Annotated in this window: 15 protein-coding genes; 4 read left to right on the top strand and 11 right to left on the bottom strand. The window is 75.8% G+C overall.

What is annotated here, in order from left to right; translation table 11 throughout:
- Positions 1 to 18: 18 nt before the first annotated feature.
- A complete protein-coding gene (locus K2F47_RS00815) occupies positions 19 to 882 on the top strand; it encodes a LysR family transcriptional regulator (RefSeq protein ID WP_242900707.1) in 864 nt (287 codons plus the stop codon).
- A gap of 12 nt (positions 883 to 894) precedes the next feature.
- Here the strand turns inward: K2F47_RS00815 and K2F47_RS00820 are convergent, their stop codons facing one another.
- Positions 895 to 1,809 carry an RNA polymerase sigma-70 factor gene (locus tag K2F47_RS00820; protein ID WP_242900708.1) on the bottom strand — a complete coding sequence of 305 codons (915 nt, stop codon included), beginning with the start codon at positions 1,807 to 1,809 and terminating at the stop codon, positions 895 to 897.
- 178 nt (positions 1,810 to 1,987) lie between these two features.
- Between K2F47_RS00820 and K2F47_RS00825 the strand changes: the two genes are divergently transcribed.
- The 3 genes from K2F47_RS00825 (at position 1,988) to K2F47_RS00835 (ending at position 3,958) form a co-directional block, all read left to right on the top strand.
- Entirely contained in the window at positions 1,988 to 2,473 is a 486-nt protein-coding gene (locus K2F47_RS00825) for a carboxymuconolactone decarboxylase family protein (RefSeq protein ID WP_242900709.1), read from the top strand.
- A 72-nt stretch (positions 2,474 to 2,545) separates the two neighbouring features.
- Positions 2,546 to 3,481, top strand: a complete 936-nt coding sequence (locus K2F47_RS00830) for a polysaccharide pyruvyl transferase family protein (protein WP_242900710.1) — start codon at positions 2,546 to 2,548, stop codon at positions 3,479 to 3,481.
- A gap of 63 nt (positions 3,482 to 3,544) precedes the next feature.
- Positions 3,545 to 3,958 carry a DUF2267 domain-containing protein gene (locus K2F47_RS00835; protein ID WP_242900711.1) on the top strand — a complete coding sequence of 138 codons (414 nt, stop codon included), beginning with the start codon at positions 3,545 to 3,547 and terminating at the stop codon, positions 3,956 to 3,958.
- Positions 3,959 to 3,973: 15 nt separating this feature from the next.
- On the opposite strand, the gene K2F47_RS00840 is transcribed toward K2F47_RS00835, so the two are convergent.
- From K2F47_RS00840 to K2F47_RS00885, 10 genes are read right to left on the bottom strand one after another with little or no spacing between them, the layout of a single operon-like run.
- On the bottom strand, positions 3,974 to 4,930 hold the full coding sequence (locus K2F47_RS00840) for a UDP-glucuronic acid decarboxylase family protein (RefSeq protein WP_242900712.1): 957 nt from the start codon (positions 4,928 to 4,930) through the stop codon (positions 3,974 to 3,976).
- 17 nt (positions 4,931 to 4,947) lie between these two features.
- The gene (locus K2F47_RS00845) at positions 4,948 to 5,898 is read right to left on the bottom strand and encodes a glycosyltransferase family 9 protein (RefSeq protein ID WP_242900713.1); all 951 of its coding nucleotides are present in this window, start codon (positions 5,896 to 5,898) and stop codon (positions 4,948 to 4,950) included.
- Positions 5,889 to 6,566, bottom strand: coding sequence for an SDR family oxidoreductase (locus K2F47_RS00850; RefSeq protein WP_242900714.1), 678 nt, complete (start codon positions 6,564 to 6,566; stop codon positions 5,889 to 5,891). The genes K2F47_RS00845 and K2F47_RS00850 overlap by 10 nt, the downstream gene beginning before the upstream one ends.
- Positions 6,563 to 8,026: a D-glycero-beta-D-manno-heptose 1-phosphate adenylyltransferase gene (rfaE2, locus tag K2F47_RS00855; RefSeq protein ID WP_242900715.1), complete on the bottom strand. Its 1,464-nt coding sequence runs from the start codon at positions 8,024 to 8,026 to the stop codon at positions 6,563 to 6,565. The genes K2F47_RS00850 and rfaE2 overlap by 4 nt, the downstream gene beginning before the upstream one ends.
- A complete protein-coding gene (locus K2F47_RS00860; RefSeq protein ID WP_242900716.1) occupies positions 8,023 to 8,655 on the bottom strand; it encodes a D-sedoheptulose-7-phosphate isomerase in 633 nt (210 codons plus the stop codon). Before K2F47_RS00860 ends, rfaE2 begins: the two co-directional genes overlap by 4 nt.
- A complete protein-coding gene (locus K2F47_RS00865; protein WP_242900717.1) occupies positions 8,652 to 9,911 on the bottom strand; it encodes a glycosyltransferase in 1,260 nt (419 codons plus the stop codon). The genes K2F47_RS00860 and K2F47_RS00865 overlap by 4 nt, the downstream gene beginning before the upstream one ends.
- Positions 9,908 to 10,903 carry a glycosyltransferase gene (locus K2F47_RS00870; protein WP_242900718.1) on the bottom strand — a complete coding sequence of 332 codons (996 nt, stop codon included), beginning with the start codon at positions 10,901 to 10,903 and terminating at the stop codon, positions 9,908 to 9,910. The genes K2F47_RS00865 and K2F47_RS00870 overlap by 4 nt, the downstream gene beginning before the upstream one ends.
- Positions 10,903 to 11,910: a glycosyltransferase family 9 protein gene (locus K2F47_RS00875; RefSeq protein ID WP_242900719.1), complete on the bottom strand. Its 1,008-nt coding sequence runs from the start codon at positions 11,908 to 11,910 to the stop codon at positions 10,903 to 10,905. Before K2F47_RS00875 ends, K2F47_RS00870 begins: the two co-directional genes overlap by 1 nt.
- On the bottom strand, positions 11,907 to 13,448 hold the full coding sequence (locus K2F47_RS00880) for an HAD-IIIA family hydrolase (RefSeq protein WP_242900720.1): 1,542 nt from the start codon (positions 13,446 to 13,448) through the stop codon (positions 11,907 to 11,909). Before K2F47_RS00880 ends, K2F47_RS00875 begins: the two co-directional genes overlap by 4 nt.
- Positions 13,445 to 15,085, bottom strand: a complete 1,641-nt coding sequence (locus K2F47_RS00885) for a carbamoyltransferase family protein (protein ID WP_242900721.1) — start codon at positions 15,083 to 15,085, stop codon at positions 13,445 to 13,447. Before K2F47_RS00885 ends, K2F47_RS00880 begins: the two co-directional genes overlap by 4 nt.
- Positions 15,086 to 15,190: the final 105 nt, after the last annotated feature.

Consider the following 15,190-nt stretch of genomic DNA (forward strand, 5'->3'; position numbering starts at 1 on the left):
GCCCCCTACCCTGGCGGTATGCCGGAGCCGGACCTGCGCGAACTGCGCTACTTCAGCGTCGTCGCCGAGGAGCTCAACCTCACTCGCGCGGCCCGGCGGCTCGGCATCGCCCAGCCGCCGCTGTCCCGGGCCATGCGCCAGCTGGAGCGCCGCCTCGGCGTCGCCCTGTTCGACCGCACCGGACACCGGCTGGCGCTGGCCCCGGCCGGTGACGTCCTCGCGAAGGAGGCCCGCTCCGTCCTGGACGCCATGGACCTCGCCGTGCGCCGGACGCGTCGCGCCGCCCTCCCCGAGCGCGGGCTGGTGGTGACCGCGAAACCGGGGGTGGCCACGGCGTTGCTGCAACGGGTCCGCGAACGGTTTCGCGCCGAGCCGGGAACCCCCGACCTCCAGGTCCTCGTGAGCGGGTTCGGCGAGCAGGCCGCCATGGTCCGCGACGGCCGCGCGGACGTGGCGATCGCCGCCTGCTTCGACGGCCGCGACCTGGACGTCGAGCCGCTGTCGAGCGAACCGCGCGTCGCCGCGCTCGCCCCCCAACACCCGCTGGCCGGACGCGACGTCCTCAACACCGCCGATCTCGCGACGGAACCGGCTCCCCGATGGGCCGCGAGCGTCGAAACCGGCTACTGGCTGGGCCATCCGGACCGTCCGCTGAGCGGCCCGGTCGTGCGCGACACCGCGCAGCTGCTGGAGGTGATCGCGCTCGGTCAGGCGGTGGCGCTGGTGCCGTCGTCGCTGGCCGAGCGGAACGTCCGTCCGGACGTGACGTACATCCCGGTATCCGACGCGGCGCCCTACGAGACCCTCGCGCTCTGGCGCGCGGGCAGCCGCTCGCCCGCGATCGCACGTTTCGTCCAGACGGCTCTGGAGTGCTCCGCCTGACGCGCCGGACGCCTAACGCGCGTCCGTGCGACTCAAAGGGGTCTCCCGCTCAAGGTAGGACAGCTTCTCCGGGTTTCGGACGGCGTACAGGCCGGAGATGCGGCCCTTCTCGATCCGCACCGCCAGGACCGTGTCGATCTCGCCGTCCACGCGGAGGATCAGTGCGGGATAGCCGTTGACCTGTGCGGGCTCCAGGGCCGCGCCCGCGATTCCGCCGAGCACGCCACCCACCGTCTCCGCCCCCATGATGGGCGCGAGCGCGGCGCGTACGACACCGCCGCCGTCGGTCAGCAGGACGACGTCCGGTGCGAGGACGTCCAGCAGCCGGTCCAGATCGCCGGTCTCGACGGCCCGCCGGAACGCCGCCAGCGCCTCCCGGGTCTCGTCCGCGGAGACGATCTCGCGGGGTCGGCGGGCGGCGACGTGTCCCCGCGCGCGGTGGGCGATCTGCCGCACGGCCGCCTGGTTCTTCCCGACGGCCTCGGCGATCTCGTCATAGCCCAGCGCGAACACCTCGCGCAGCACGAACACCGCCCGCTCGGTCGGCGCGAGCGTCTCCAGCACCAGCAGCATCGCCATCGAGACGCTGTCGGCCAGCGCGACGTCGTCCGCCACGTCGGGCGTGGTCAGCAGCGGCTCGGGCAGCCACGGGCCGACATAGGACTCCTTGCGCCGGGAGAGCGTCCGCAGCCGCGTCAGCGCCTGCCGCGTGGTGATCCGGACGAGGTAGGCGCGGTGGTCCCGGATGGCGGCGTGGTCGACGTCCACCCACCGCAGCCAGGTCTCCTGGAGCACGTCCTCGGCGTCGGCCGCCGATCCGAGCAGCTCGTAGGCGACGGTGAACAGCAGGTTGCGATGGGCGACGAACCCTTCGGTGGCGGAGTCCATCCGCCCGCCGCCCGGTTCACCCTCTGGTCGCTCGTCCATATCCGGCTCCTATCCGGTCGCCCGCACAACACGCACAAGACGCCGGTTTTCGCCGCTTTGTGACACCCGTGGCCGGTGGCGCAGGTCACATCCCCGCGCCGTCACAGACACCGGGTCACCGGCATCTCTTGGGCGTACCGGACGCCGCGTCCGGCACCCGAACCGAAGGGACGAGACCATGGAACCCCGCATCGACCTGCTCGCCAACGAACTGGGCGCGAAGATCTCCAAGCGGATCTACAACGTCAGCCTGGCCATCCAGCAGTCGCCGCTGCCCCGGGCCACCCAGGACCTGGTGATGCTCCGGGCCAGCCAGATCAACGGCTGCGGCTTCTGCGTGGACTACCACTCCAAGGACGCCGCCGCCGCCGGGGAGAGCGCCGTCCGGCTCAACCTGGTCGCCGCCTGGCGCGAGTCCACCGTCTTCACCGACGCGGAGCGCGCCGCGCTGGCGCTGGCCGAGGAGGGCACGCGGCTGGCGGACGCGCACCTCGGCGTGTCCGACGCGACCTGGGCCCAGGTGCGCGAGCACTACGACGACGACCAGACCGTCGCCCTGGTCTCCCTGGTCGCCATGATCAACGCCGCGAACCGGCTGGGCGTGATCGTGCGCAACCCCGGAGGCTCCTACGACCCGGGCATGTTCGACTCCCTGTCGAGCTGACCACGGCGTCGGGGCCGAGTACGGGCACGGCCCGGCGGGTAGAGGGCGGGCACCAGGGCCGAGACGAGAGCGGTGGAAGTGAACCGTGTGCTGGTGACGGGGTGGCCGAGCTTCCTGCACGGTGAGGCGACGGCGGGCGACGTCCTGGCGATGGACGCCGTGCGGGGCGCGCTGACCGGGGCGGGAGTCGAGTCCCACCTCGCGCTGAGCCCCGTCCTCCGGCCGGGCGGCCTGGACCTCGACCGGGCCGATCCCGCCCGCTACTCCCATCTGGTGTTCGCGTGCGGGCCGCTGCACGGCGGGCAGATCGAGGAGCTGCACCGGCGTTACGCGCGCTGCGTCCGGGTCGCCGTGGGCGTGTCGGTCATCGACCCCGGCGACCCGGCGGTCACCGGGTTCGACGCCGTCCTGCCCCGGGACGCGCCCGGCGAGGCGCCGCGCCGCGACCTGGCGGCGCTGCCGGTCCCGCAGCGGGTGCCGGTCGCCGGGGTCGTGCTCGCGCCGGGCCAGGCCGAGTACGGCCGACGGCGCCGCCACGAGCAGGTCGAGCGGGAGCTGACGGGGTGGCTCGGCGGCCGGGAGTGCGCGCGGCTGCCGCTCGACACCCGGCTCGACCCGCGCGACTGGCGGCTGTGCACGACGGCGGCCGAGTTGGAGTCCGTGGTGCGCGGGCTGGACGTGGTCGTCACGACCCGGCTGCACGGCCTCGTCCTCGCCCTGAAGAACGGCGTGCCCGCGCTGGCGGTGGACCCGGTCGGCGGCGGCGCCAAGGTCACCGCGCAGGCGCGCGCGTGGTCGTGGCCCGCGATCGTGACCGTCCCGCAGGTCCAGGACGGCGCGGACGGCCCGGCGCTGGAGGCCGCCGAACTCGACCGCTGGTGGAACTGGTGCCTGTCCTCCGAGGGCGTCGGGCGGGCGCGTGCACGCTCGGACGCCGCGGCTGCGGCCCGGGAGCCCGCAGTAGCGGCGCTCGCCGGTGAGCTGATGGACGCCCTCCACCTGCGTTAACTGCCGGATATCCCGGGCACGCTCTCGGTTTTAGCCAGGTCAGAGCCAGGAGGGAGCGCTGACATGCGGCACGAGGAGTTCATCGGACAGGTCCAGGACCGCGCCCGCCTGCCGGGGTGGGGCGACGCCGAACGGGCGTCCCGCGCGACCCTGGAGACGCTGGGGGAGCGGGTCCCCGAGGGCCTCGCCGACCACCTCGCCGCGCAGCTGCCGCACGAGATCGGCGAGCATCTGCGCCGCACCGAGGTCTACGGCGGCCTGGGCAGCGGGGAGCGGTTCGGCAAGCACGACTTCATCGAGCGCGTCGCGCTGCGGGCGGGCACCAACGAGGCGCGCGCCGCGTTCCTCGCGCGGAGCGTCCTCGACGTGGTCGGCGACGCCACCCAGGGGTCGATCACCGCGAAGGTGCGCGACGCCCTCCCGCCCGACGTCCGCGAGCTGATGCCCGCCGGACACCACGGCCGACCACCGGCCTGACCAGCGGCCCGCCGGTCACGCGGGGCGGGCGACCAGCAGTTCGCGCGCGAACCACTCGATGGTGCCGCGCAGGCCGTCCTTGACCTGGATTCGGGGGCGCCACCCGAACTCCGCCTCGGCCAACGTGGTGTCGGGGCGCCGGACGCGCGGGTCGTCCTCGGGACGCTCGACGAAGCGGATGGACGAGGGCGACCCGGTCAGGTCGATGACCAGCCGCGCGAGGTCGGCCATGGAGATCTCGTACGGGCTGCCGATATTGACCGGCCCCGGGTGGCGGGACGTCGCGAGCGCCACGATGCCGCGGACGGTGTCGTCCACGTGGCAGATCGAGCGGGTCTGCGAGCCGTCGCCGGTGACGGTGAGGTCCTCGCCGGTGAGCGCCTGCCGCAGGAACGTCGGGATGGCGCGGCCGTCGTCGGGGCGCATCCGCGGACCGTAGGTGTTGAAGATCCGGACGATCGCGGCGTCCAGGCCCCGGGAGTGCCGGAACGCCGACGTCAGCGCCTCGCCGAACCGCTTCGCCTCGTCGTACACGCTGCGCGGCCCGACGGGGTTCACGTTGCCCCAGTAGGTCTCGGGCTGCGGGTGCACCAGCGGGTCCCCGTACACCTCGGAGGTGGAGGCGAGGACGAACCGGGCGTTCTTGGCCTCGGCGAGGTCGAGGGCGTTGCGGGTGCCCCGGCTGCCGACCTCCAGCGTCTGGATGGGGTAGCGGAGGTAGTCGACGGGGGAGGCCGCCGAGGCGAGGTGGAAGACGTAGCCGACCTTGCCGGGGACGTGCACGGGCTGGGTGAGGTCGTGTTTGAGGAAGCGGAAGTCCCGCCGCCCGGTGAGGTGCGCGATGTTGCGGGACGTGCCGGTCAGCAGGTTGTCCAGGCACACCACGGAGACGCCCTCGGCGAGCAGGGCCTCGCACAAGTGCGAGCCGAGGAATCCCGATCCTCCGGTGACGACGGCGCGTGGATGTCTCATGGTGCCCCTCTCATCGGTTATTGCGTGCTCGCCGTGTGGGCGAGCGTCTTCTCGGCGGCTTCGACGGCGACGTCGGCGGATATCTCCAGGAGGCCGGGGCAGGGCTCGCGGCCGTGCGGATCGCCGGTGCGGCCCGTCCACAGGACGCGGTGCTCGGCCCGGTCGGGCGGCGGCCCCCACCGGCTGGGCGATGTCGGGCCGAACAGCAGCACCGACGGGGTGCGGTAGGCGGTCGCGAGGTGCGCGACGCCGGTGTCGCCGCAGATCACCAGGCGGGCGCCGGCGACGAGCGCGGCCAGCTCCGGCAGGGAGGTGCGGCCGGAAAGGTCGGCGGTCTCGTCCAGCCTGGCGAGCCGGACGACGCGGCGGGCCAGGGATGTCTCGTCCGGGCCGCCGGTGACGACGACCCGCGCGGCGCCGTCCGCCAGCGCGGCCGCGACGGCCGCGAACCGCTCGGCGGGCCAACGCCGCGCCGGGAACGCGGCGCCCGGGTGCATCACGATCGCGCCCGGCGCGGGCGACGCCTCGGCCGGGACGGGCAGCGACAGGTCGGCGCGGTCGGCGGCGAACCCGTACGCGGTGACGAGGCGGCACCAGCGGTCGACCTCGTGCTCGTCCGGGTCCCAATCCGGGCCGCCGGTGTGCGGCGCGTCGGCGCAGGCGAACGCGAGCAGGCGGCCCGGCGCGAGACCGGCGAGGAGGCGGTGGCTTTCGGGCCCGCGCCCGTGCAGGTTGACGGCGACGTCCACCCGGCCCGCCGGTGGCGGGACGCCCAGGCCGTCCAGCGGGAGGACGTCGTCGACCGCGCCGGTCGCGCGGGCGAGCGGGGCGAGGACGGGCGGCGCGGCGAGCGTGATCCGCGCCCCCGGCATCCCCCGCCGCAGCGCCCGCAGAGCGGGAACGGCGGTCAACATGTCGCCGAGACCGAGCGCCCGCAGCACCGCCGCGCGCGCGGCGGTCACGGCCACGACGGCTCTTCGGAGGGGCAGACGACCATTTCCCGCACCTCGCAGCCGGGGGGCTGGGAGAGCGCGAACAGGATCGTCGCGGCCACGTCCTCGGGACGGTTGAGCTTGGCGTCCGGGCCCGGCTTGTACTGGTCGGTGCGGTCGTCGAAGAACGCGGTGTCCATGCCGCCGGGCGCGACCATCGTGACGCCGACCCGTCCGGACAGCTCCGCCGCCAGCGCCCGGGAGAACCCGACGACGCCGAACTTGGACGCGCAGTACGCCGTGGCGTCGCTCAGCGCCTTCAACCCCAGCGTGGAGGCGACCGTGACCACGCGCCCGCCCGGCCCGTGCTCCAGGTAGGGGAGCGCGGAGCGGACGACGGCGACCGTGCCGAGCAGGTTCACGCTGATCACGCGCTCCCAGTCCTCGGCGGGGACGTCGCCGAGCGTCCCGCACGCGTCGATGCCCGCGGCGGTGACGACGGCGTCGAGGCCGCCCGCGCCGCGTGCCAGCTCGTGCACGGCGCGTTCGGTGGCGGCGCGGTCGGCGAGGTCGGCTTGGACGTGCTCGAAGTCGTCCTTCGGGGGATGCAGGTCGAGGACGAGCGGCCGCCCGCCGCCGTCGGCGACCGCGCGTGCGACGGCCGCGCCGAGACCCGAGGCGCCCCCGGTGATGAGGACCTTCATGATGCGTTTCCCTTCGTGGTCGACAGGAGGCGCGTGGTGGAGCGCCCTTCCAGCAGGGGCAGCAGGACGACCTCGCCGCCGTGGGCGCGGACCGTCCGGGCCTCGGGCAGCGGCGTCCCGGCGTAGTCGGCGCCCTTGACCCAGACGTCCGGGCGCAGCCGCTCCAGCAGCGGGGCGGGGGTGTCGTCCTCGAACACGACCGCCGCGTCGACGTCGCTGAGCGCCTCCAGCACCCGGACGCGGTCGGCGGCGGGCGTCACCGGCCGCGACGGCCCCTTGCGCCGCCGGACGGAGGCGTCGGAGTTGACGCAGACGATCAGGCAGTCGCCGAGCCGCCGCGCCTGCTGGAGCAGGCTGACGTGGCCCGCGTGCAGCAGGTCGAAGCAGCCGCCGGTCGCGACGACGGTGCCGCCCGCCCGGCGGGTGCGCTCGACGATGTCCCACGCGTCCTCGCCCCGCTCGGGGACGAGCCGGGCGGTGCCGCTGTCGGCGAGCCGCGCGGCGACGGCGGTGGCGGCCCCGGCCCGGACGAACTCCGACGCGTGGTGGACGCCCTCGGTGACCGCCGTGGTCAGCGAGGCGCCGTCGGCGAGCGCGCCGACGGCCCCGGCGGCGAAGCTGTCGCCCGCGCCGCACGCGTCGCCGCGCGCGGGACGGGCGGGCGCGAGGAACGGCGTCTTCGACCCGTCGCACAGCAGCGCCCCCTCGGCGCCGAGCGTGATCGCGACGCCGTCGACGCCCCACACGCGGCCGAGGTGCCGTCCCCGGCGCCCGGCGGCCGACAGCCCGAAACCGGTGATGTCGGCGCCGTCGGCGGCGGCGAGCCGGGCGGCCTCCTCGGAGTTCGGGGTGAGCAGCCGGACGCCCGGCACCGGCGCCTCGCCGCGCGGATGCGGGTCCCACACGACCGGCACCCGCGGCGGCAGCGCCTCCAGCAGCGACCGGACGGCGCGGTGCCCGGCCACGCCGCGCCCGTAGTCGGAGACCAGCACGGCCCCGGCCGCGGAGACCGCGTCGGCGACGCGCGGGCCGACGGGCCCGTCGAGGGCGTGGCCCTCCCCGGTGTCCAGGCGCGCGATCGACTGGCCGCTGGACCAGTCCGCCGGATGGCGGCCTCCCGCGCCCGCCGGGACGGCGCGGATGCGCAGCTTGCGGGGCGTGGCGCCGTGCAGGTGGAACGCCGCGACCTCGACGTGCTCCTCCAGCATCGCGCGCAACCGCCGGCCGGGCTCGTCGTCGGCGAGCGCCGTGACGAGCACGACCTCTCGCCCGCTGGCCGCCGCCAGCAGCGCGGCGAGGCCCGCGCCGCCGGGACGGGCCCGCTCCTCGGCCTGCTCGACGACGGGCACGGGCGCGTCCGGGCAGAGCCGGCTGCTGCTGCCGACGATGTCGATGTCGAGCAGGACGTCGCCCACCACGACGAGCGGCCCGGCAATGGGCGGGGTCATGGGCGCGGTCATGGCGCCACCCCGAGCGCCTCGTCGACCACCCCGCACAGCACGTGGATCGCGGCGAGGTGGACCTCCTGGACGGTCGACGTCGCGCCCGCCCGGACCGTGACCGCGCCGTCGCACGCCCGCGCGAGCGGGTTCGGCCCCGGCCCGGTGATCGCCCAGGCGGACATCCCGAGCCGCCGGGCCCGGTGCGCCGCCGCGATCACGTTGGGGCTGCGGCCGCTGGTGGACAGGCAGATCAGCACGTCGCCGGGACGGCCGTGCGCCTGCACCTGCCGCTCGAACACCGTGACCGGGCCGTAGTCGTTGGCGATCGCGGTGACCGAGGAGGTGTCGGCGTGCAGCGCGATCGCCGACAGCGGCGGCCTTCCGGCCTCGAACCGGCCGACGAGCTCGGCGGTCAGGTGCTGGGCCTCGGCCGCGCTGCCGCCGTTGCCGCAGGCCAGCAGCCGTCCGCCGGAGCGCAGCACCTCGGCCAGCCGGTATCCCCAGGCCTCGATCGTGGGCACTTGCTCGCGAAAGCGCAGCGCGGCCTCCGCGAGCGCCTCCAGCCGCCGGTCATGCCCGGTGGACGCGTCGCCTCCCGCCTCCACGTGCGCCGTGTCCGAGCGTGGAGCGTTCGTGTGCGTCGTCATGCTGCCACCCCGCTCAGCGCGGCGGCGTGCTCGTAGGCCGTGACGGTGCCGGCGGCGACGCGCGTCCAGGAGTAGCGCTCGCGGACCCGGGCGCTGCCCGCGAACCCCAGCGCGGCGCGCTTCACCGGTTCGTCCAGCAGCGTCCGGATCGCCCGCGCCGCGTCCGCGGGGTCGCGGGGGCGGACGAGCAGGCCGGTGACGCCGTCCACGACCGTGTCGAGATGGCCGCCGACGGCGGTCGCCACGACCGGGACGCCGCAGGCCATGGCCTCCAGCGGCACCATGCCGAACGGCTCGTACCAGGGCAGGGTGACGACGAGGCTCGCCGAGCGCAGCAGCGCCGGGACCTCCGCGCGGCCGAGCCGGCCGAGGAACTCCACCCGGTCGGCGACGCCCGCCTCCCGCGCGACGTCCCGCAGCCTGGCCACCTCGGGGTCGCCGTCGAGCCCGCCGCGCGGCGGCCCGCCCGCGACGCTCAGCCGGGCGTCGGGCAGGGACGCGAGGGCGCGGATCGCGGTGTCGACGCCCTTGCGCTCGACCAGCCGGGACAGCACCACCAGCCGGTGCCGGTCGCGCCCGCCGCCGGTGTGCCCGCCGGGCGTGAGCAGGTCGAGATCGACCCCGCACGGCACCACGTGGACGTGCTCGGACGGGACGCCCATGGCGGCCAGCTCGGCGACCTCGTCGGAGCAGGTGGCGATCACGGCGTCGGCGGCGCGGCCGACCATGCGCTCCAGCCGCAGGCGCGCGGCGGGGCTCGTGTCCGCGCCGCCCTGGTGGCGGCGCTTGACGGTGCCGAGCGCGTGGAAGGTCTGCACCACCGGCACCCGCCGCGCCCCCGGCCCGCGCCCCGCCCCGGACGCCCCGGACGCCCGCGCGGCCTGGATCGCCGCGAGCCCGCTCATCCAGAAGTGGGCGTGCGCGATGTCGGGCGGGTCCGCCGCCCAGCTCCGTTCCAGGTATCTGCCGAAGTCGTGCATCCAGGGCAGCAGGTCGTCCTTGGGGACGGCTTCGGCCGGGCCCGCCGGGACGTGCTCGACGGTCGCACCGGGCGCGAACGGGACCCGGCGGGGCAGGTCCGGCGCGTCCCGCCGCGTGTAGACGGTGACGTCGTGGCCCTGCCGGCCGAGTTCGCCCGCCAGTTCCGCGACGAACACGTTCTGGCCGCCGCCGTCCGCCCCGCCCAACCCCTTCGCGGCCGCCGCGGGACCGGCGGCCAACGGGCTGGCGTGCTCGGAGACCATCGCTATCCTCATCGCGCTACCTCCTGGAGTGTTCGCTGCCAGTCGCGCAGGAATCGCGGCAGGCCGTACCGGTCGACGGCATGGGCCCGCGCCTCCTTGCCCAGCTGGCGAGCGCGCGGTGGGTCGGCGGCGAGGGCCCGCGCCGCGTCCGCCAGGGTGGCGACGCGCGTGGACAGCACCCCGGCCTCGGGCGGTACGGCCTCGACCGCCTCGGTGGTGGCGAGCGCCACCACCGGCAGGCCGAGCATCATGGCCTCGATCAGCGCGAGGCCGAGCGAGGTCCACCGGTAGGGGTGGACGTAGACGCGGCGGCGCGCGAGCTCCTCGTGCATCCGCGCCTGCGGGAGGTCCTCGAACGTCCAGAGCGACTCGGGGGCGATGCCGAGGCGCCCGGGCGCGCCCGTGACGTTCATTCCGAACAGGTCCAGGGGCAGCGCGGCGGCCAGTTCCGCGAGCAGGTCGGTGCCGCAGACGCGGCCCCGGCGCAGCGGGTCGTTGATGACCACGCCGCCGCGCGGCATGTCGCCGGTGTAGCGGTGGCCGGGGTCGGCGATCCCGTGCTCGATGACGCGGGTCGGGGCCCGCCCGCAGTTCCAGAACACCTGGTTGAAGTGGGTGACGTGGACGACGGGGATGTCGGCGCGGTCGTGCAGGAAGTGCCGGCTGTCGGGCACGACCTCCTCGGGCGCCCCCACGTCCGCCGGGGTCCGGCGGGGGGTGTCGTGCTCGACGTAGACGGCGGGGACGTCGCGTCCGGGGCGGCGTCCGAGCCATTCCTCGGCCAGCCGCAGCTCGTGCGGCCGTTGCAGCACGACCACGTCGACGTCCTCGGCGCGGAGCCGTTCCGGCGTCACCTCGATCGCGCGGTCCGGCCAGTGGAAGGTGTCGGGGCGTCCCCTGCCGTCCGGCCCCCGGCCGGGGAGGACGGGGACGAGCGTGGTGTGCGGCCCGTGCACGAACGACGTCGCCCACGACCCGTGGACATGCCACATCAGCACCCTCATCACGCGGCCACCTCCCTGGCGACGGACTCGACGGCCGCCGCGACCTCGGCGGCGCCGACGCGCGCGAGGCACGGATGCCCCTCGACGGGGCACACGCGGGCGCGGCTGTCCCGGCACGGCGCGTCCTGGTCGCCGAGCAGCGCCACCGGGACGCCGAACGGCGCCCAGCGCGCCGCCGGGACCGTCGGCGCGAACAGCGACACCACGGGGGTGCCCACGGCCGCCGCGAGGTGCGCGGGACCGGTGTTGCCCGCGACGACGGCGCGCGCGCCCGCCAGCACGGACGCCAGCTCCGGCAGCGTCGTGCGCCCGCCGAGGTCGAGGCCGTCCTCCCCGGCGACGAGCGCGGTCAGCTCCTTCTCGTCCCCGTGGCCGGTGACGACGACCCGGTGCCCCGTCGCGGCCAGCAGCCGCACCGCCTCCGCGCAGTTCTCCGGCGGCCAGGCCCGCGCCGGGACCGACGTCCCGGGATGCACGACGACGTACCCGGGGCCGCCGGTGAGGTGCTCGGTGCCCGGCAGCGGTTCGCGGACCCGCGACCGGGTGTCGGCGGGGGCCGGGAACCCGGCGTCCGCGGCGAGCGCGAGCATCCGCAGCGGCTCGGGGACGTCGGTGTCCGGACGGTGCCGCAGGTCGAGCAGCGACCCCGGGTAGTCCTCGCTGATGCCGCCGATCCAGGGCGTCCCGGCGAGCCGCAGCAGCAGCGCTAGCGGGAGCGGCGACTGGTGGAACGAGGTCAGGATCAGCGCCCGGTCGAACCCGCGCAGCTCGCGGGTGATCCGGTCGATGTCGGCCGGGTCCACGGCGACGCGGTCGGGGTCGGGGTCGATCCAGGGGGCGCACCACTCGACGACGCGGTCGACGCCCGGCAGCAGGTCGGCGGCGGCGCGCCCGCGCGGCCCGCACAGCAGCACGACCTCGTCGGCGCGGGCGGCCACCGCCCGCACGGCGGGCCCGGCGAGCAGCACGTCGCCGACGTTGTCCTGGCGTGCGACGAGAACCCTCATCGGCGCCGCCTCCCCTCGAACACCAGCCGCCTCCCGCCGAGGAGCAGGTCGACGGCGGCCTCCAGCGTCGGGGCCGTCTCGACCGCCCGCGCGATCTCCACCGGCCGGGTCCGCCCGGTCGGGACGAGGATGCCGCGCGCCCCGGCAGCGGCCGCGGCCTCGACGTCCCCGCCGATATCGCCGATGACCGCGCAGTCGGACGGCAGCGCCCCGAGCCGCTCGGCGGCGCGCTCGATCATCCCCGGGCGCGGCTTGCGGCACTCGCACGCGTCGGCGCCGTCGTGCGGGCAGAACTCCCACACGTCGACGCGGCCGAGGAGCTCCTCGACGCGGGCGTTGACGCGCCGCACGTCCCCGAGGGTGATGCGGCCCTTCGCGACCCCCGACTGGTTGGACACGACGCCGATCCGCACGCCGTGCCGCCGGAGCCGGTCGAGGGCGCGCCGCGCGCCCGGCATGGGCTCGACGCGCGCCGGGTCGCCGTTGTAGGGGACGTCCCTGATCAGCGTGTCGTCGCGGTCGAACAGCACCACGCGGGGCCCGCCCCACGCCCGGGCCCGGCGGTGCGCGGCCAACCCCCGCAGCCGGTGCCGGACCGCCACCGGCGGGATGACGGCGCTGGTGACCAGCATCTTCGCCACCTCGCCCGGCGTCCTCGGGCCCGGCCGGATCCGCTCGTAGGCGAACCGCGCGGTCAGTGCCGCCCAGGTGCCTCCGGCGGCGACGAGGATGGCCGCGCCGCGCCCGCCGCGAAGGGCCGCCACGGGCGCGGCGGCGACGGCGAGCAGCCCGGCCGCCGTGGTGGCGACATGGCGGCGGAGCAGGCCCCGCCCCTCGCCCGCCCGCTCGCGCCAGGACCGGCCGTGCACGCGCCACATCAGCACGTCGTCGGCGTTCCCGGCCTGCGCCCGCACCGACGCCCAGAACCCCGCCGGACGCACCGGGTGGGTCAGCCGCCGGTCGCCGACCACGAGGGCGTGCCCGGCGTCCAGCACGCGGAGCGCGAGGTCGGCGTCCTCGCGGTAGGCGCGGCGGAACCGCTCGTCGAAGCCGCCGAGCGCGGCGAGCACGCCGCGCCGGTAGGCCATGTCGGCGGTGATCCAGTCGGCGCCCGCGAGCGCGGCGGTGCAGCGCTCCCAGTCCGTCGGACGCCGGGCCCCGGGCAGCGGGACGGTCAGCCGCCCCTGCGAACCGGCGACCCGCGGCGGCAGGCCCGCGAGGTCGTCGGCCAGCCGGGCGGGCCACTTCGGCTCGGGCACCACGTCGTCGTCCAGGAAGGCGACCCACTCGGTGGTGGCCGCGCGCCAGCCCGCGTTGCGCGCCGCCGCGGGCCCGCGCCCCCCGGAGCGGATCACCCGGACCTCTGCCCCGGCCGAGGGCGGCAACGGCAGCGGGGCGCCCGGCTCCGGCCGGTCGTCCACCACAATGATCTCGTGCGGCGCCGGTCCGGCGCCGTCCTCCAACGCGGTGAGCAGCGTGTGCAGGGTGACGCGCAGGCTCGGCCTGCCGATCGTCGGGATCACCACTGTGCAGCTCATCGGGCGTGCACCTCCCGGCGGCGCACCACGTACGGGCCGATGGCGAGCAGGTCGACCGGCGCGGAGCCGAAGCACTCCAGCGCGTCGCGCGGGTCGTCCACCATCGGCCGCCCGGCGGTGTTCAGGCTCGTGTTGACCAGGACGGGCAGCCCCGTGCGGTCGCGGAACTCCGCCAGCAGCCGGGCCACGAGCGGCTCGTCGACGGCGTCGACCGTCTGGACGCGGGCGGTGCCGTCCACGTGCACGACGGCGGGGATCCGCTCCCGCCAACCCGGTCTCACCCGGTGCACGAACAGCATGTACGGGCTCGGCAGCGGGCCGTCGAAGACCTCGGCGGCGTGGTCGAGGGCGACCATCGGCGCGATCGGACGGAACTGCTCGCGGCCCTTCACGTCGTTGAGCCGCTCGATGTTGCCGGCGTGTCCGGGATGGGCGAGCAGCGAGCGGTGCCCCAGCGCGCGCGGGCCGAACTCCGACCGGCCCTGGAACCACGCCACGATCTCGTTGCGCGCGAGCGCGTCGGCGACCGTCGCGGCGAGGTCGCGCGGCCGCTCGTAGGGGATCTTGGCGGTGTCGAGCCGCGCGGCGATCTCGTGGTCGTCCCACCGGCGGCCGAGGTCCGCGCCCGGCATGGCCGTGGGAGTGTCGCCGCCGTCCCGGGCCACGTGGAGCGCGGCGCCCAGCGCCGTCCCGGCGTCGCCCGCCGCGGGCTGCGTCCAGATGTCGCGGTAGGGGCCCGCCTCGGCCAGCCGGGAGTTCGCGACGCAGTTCAGCGCCACGCCCCCGGCGAGCATCAGCCGCCGGGAGCCGGTGCGGCCGTGCAGCCAGGCCGCCAGGTCGAGCAGCACCTCTTCGAGACGCGTCTGGACGCTCGCGGCGAGGTCGGCGTGGTCGCGCGTCCATTCACCGTTCGGCGTGCGGGCCTTGGTGAGCGCGCCCCAGTCGATCTGGGCGACGTTGAAGCCGCCGTCCCCGGTCGCCAGGACGTGCTCGCGCAACTCGTCCAGAAAACGCGGTTCTCCATAGGACGCGAGCGCCATGACCTTGTACTCGTCGCTGGACCGCAGGAAACCGAGGTGTTCGGTGAGGTCCTCGTACATCAGGCCCAGCGAGTGGGGGAGGCGCTGCGCATGCAGCGTGGTCAGGACGCCGTTCTCATACGTCCCGGCCAGGTGCGAATGGGACTCCCCCCTGCCGTCCAGCACCAGGACGTCGCCGTACCCGGGTGCGGGCGCCGCGAGCGCGGCGGACGCGGCATGCGCGACATGGTGCGGGACGAACCGGACGATCCCCGGGTCGAGCCCGGGCAGCGCCGTCGCCAGGAAGTTCGGCGCACGGCGCGCGTACAGCGTCCGCAGCCCTTCCCACTGCGCGTCGTGGCCGCTGAGGCCGGACTCGACCAGGGACGGGTCGTAGGAGTAGGCGACGGCGTCGAGGTCGCCGGGTTCCAGCCCGGCCTCCTTCAGGCACCAGCGCGCCGCCTGCTCCGGCAGTTCCCAGCCGGAGAAGGGCACCGGCCGCTTCCCGTGCTTGCGGCGGCTGAAGCGCTCCTCCTCCGCGGCGGCGACGACGGTGCCGTCCACGGTGAGCGCAGCGGCCGGGTCATGAAATATCGCATTGATTCCGAGCACGCGCATAAGAGCCCCATCTCGGCTCGGCGTTCGGTGATGTGGGCGCTGCCCTCGTCCTGGGCACCGGCCTCCGGGCTGTCTCGCCCGCTCGCGAAATCCCCTATAGGTGAT

Origin of the sequence: Actinomadura terrae, assembly GCF_022751215.1 — a bacterium.
GTDB lineage: Bacteria > Actinomycetota > Actinomycetes > Streptosporangiales > Streptosporangiaceae > Spirillospora > Spirillospora terrae.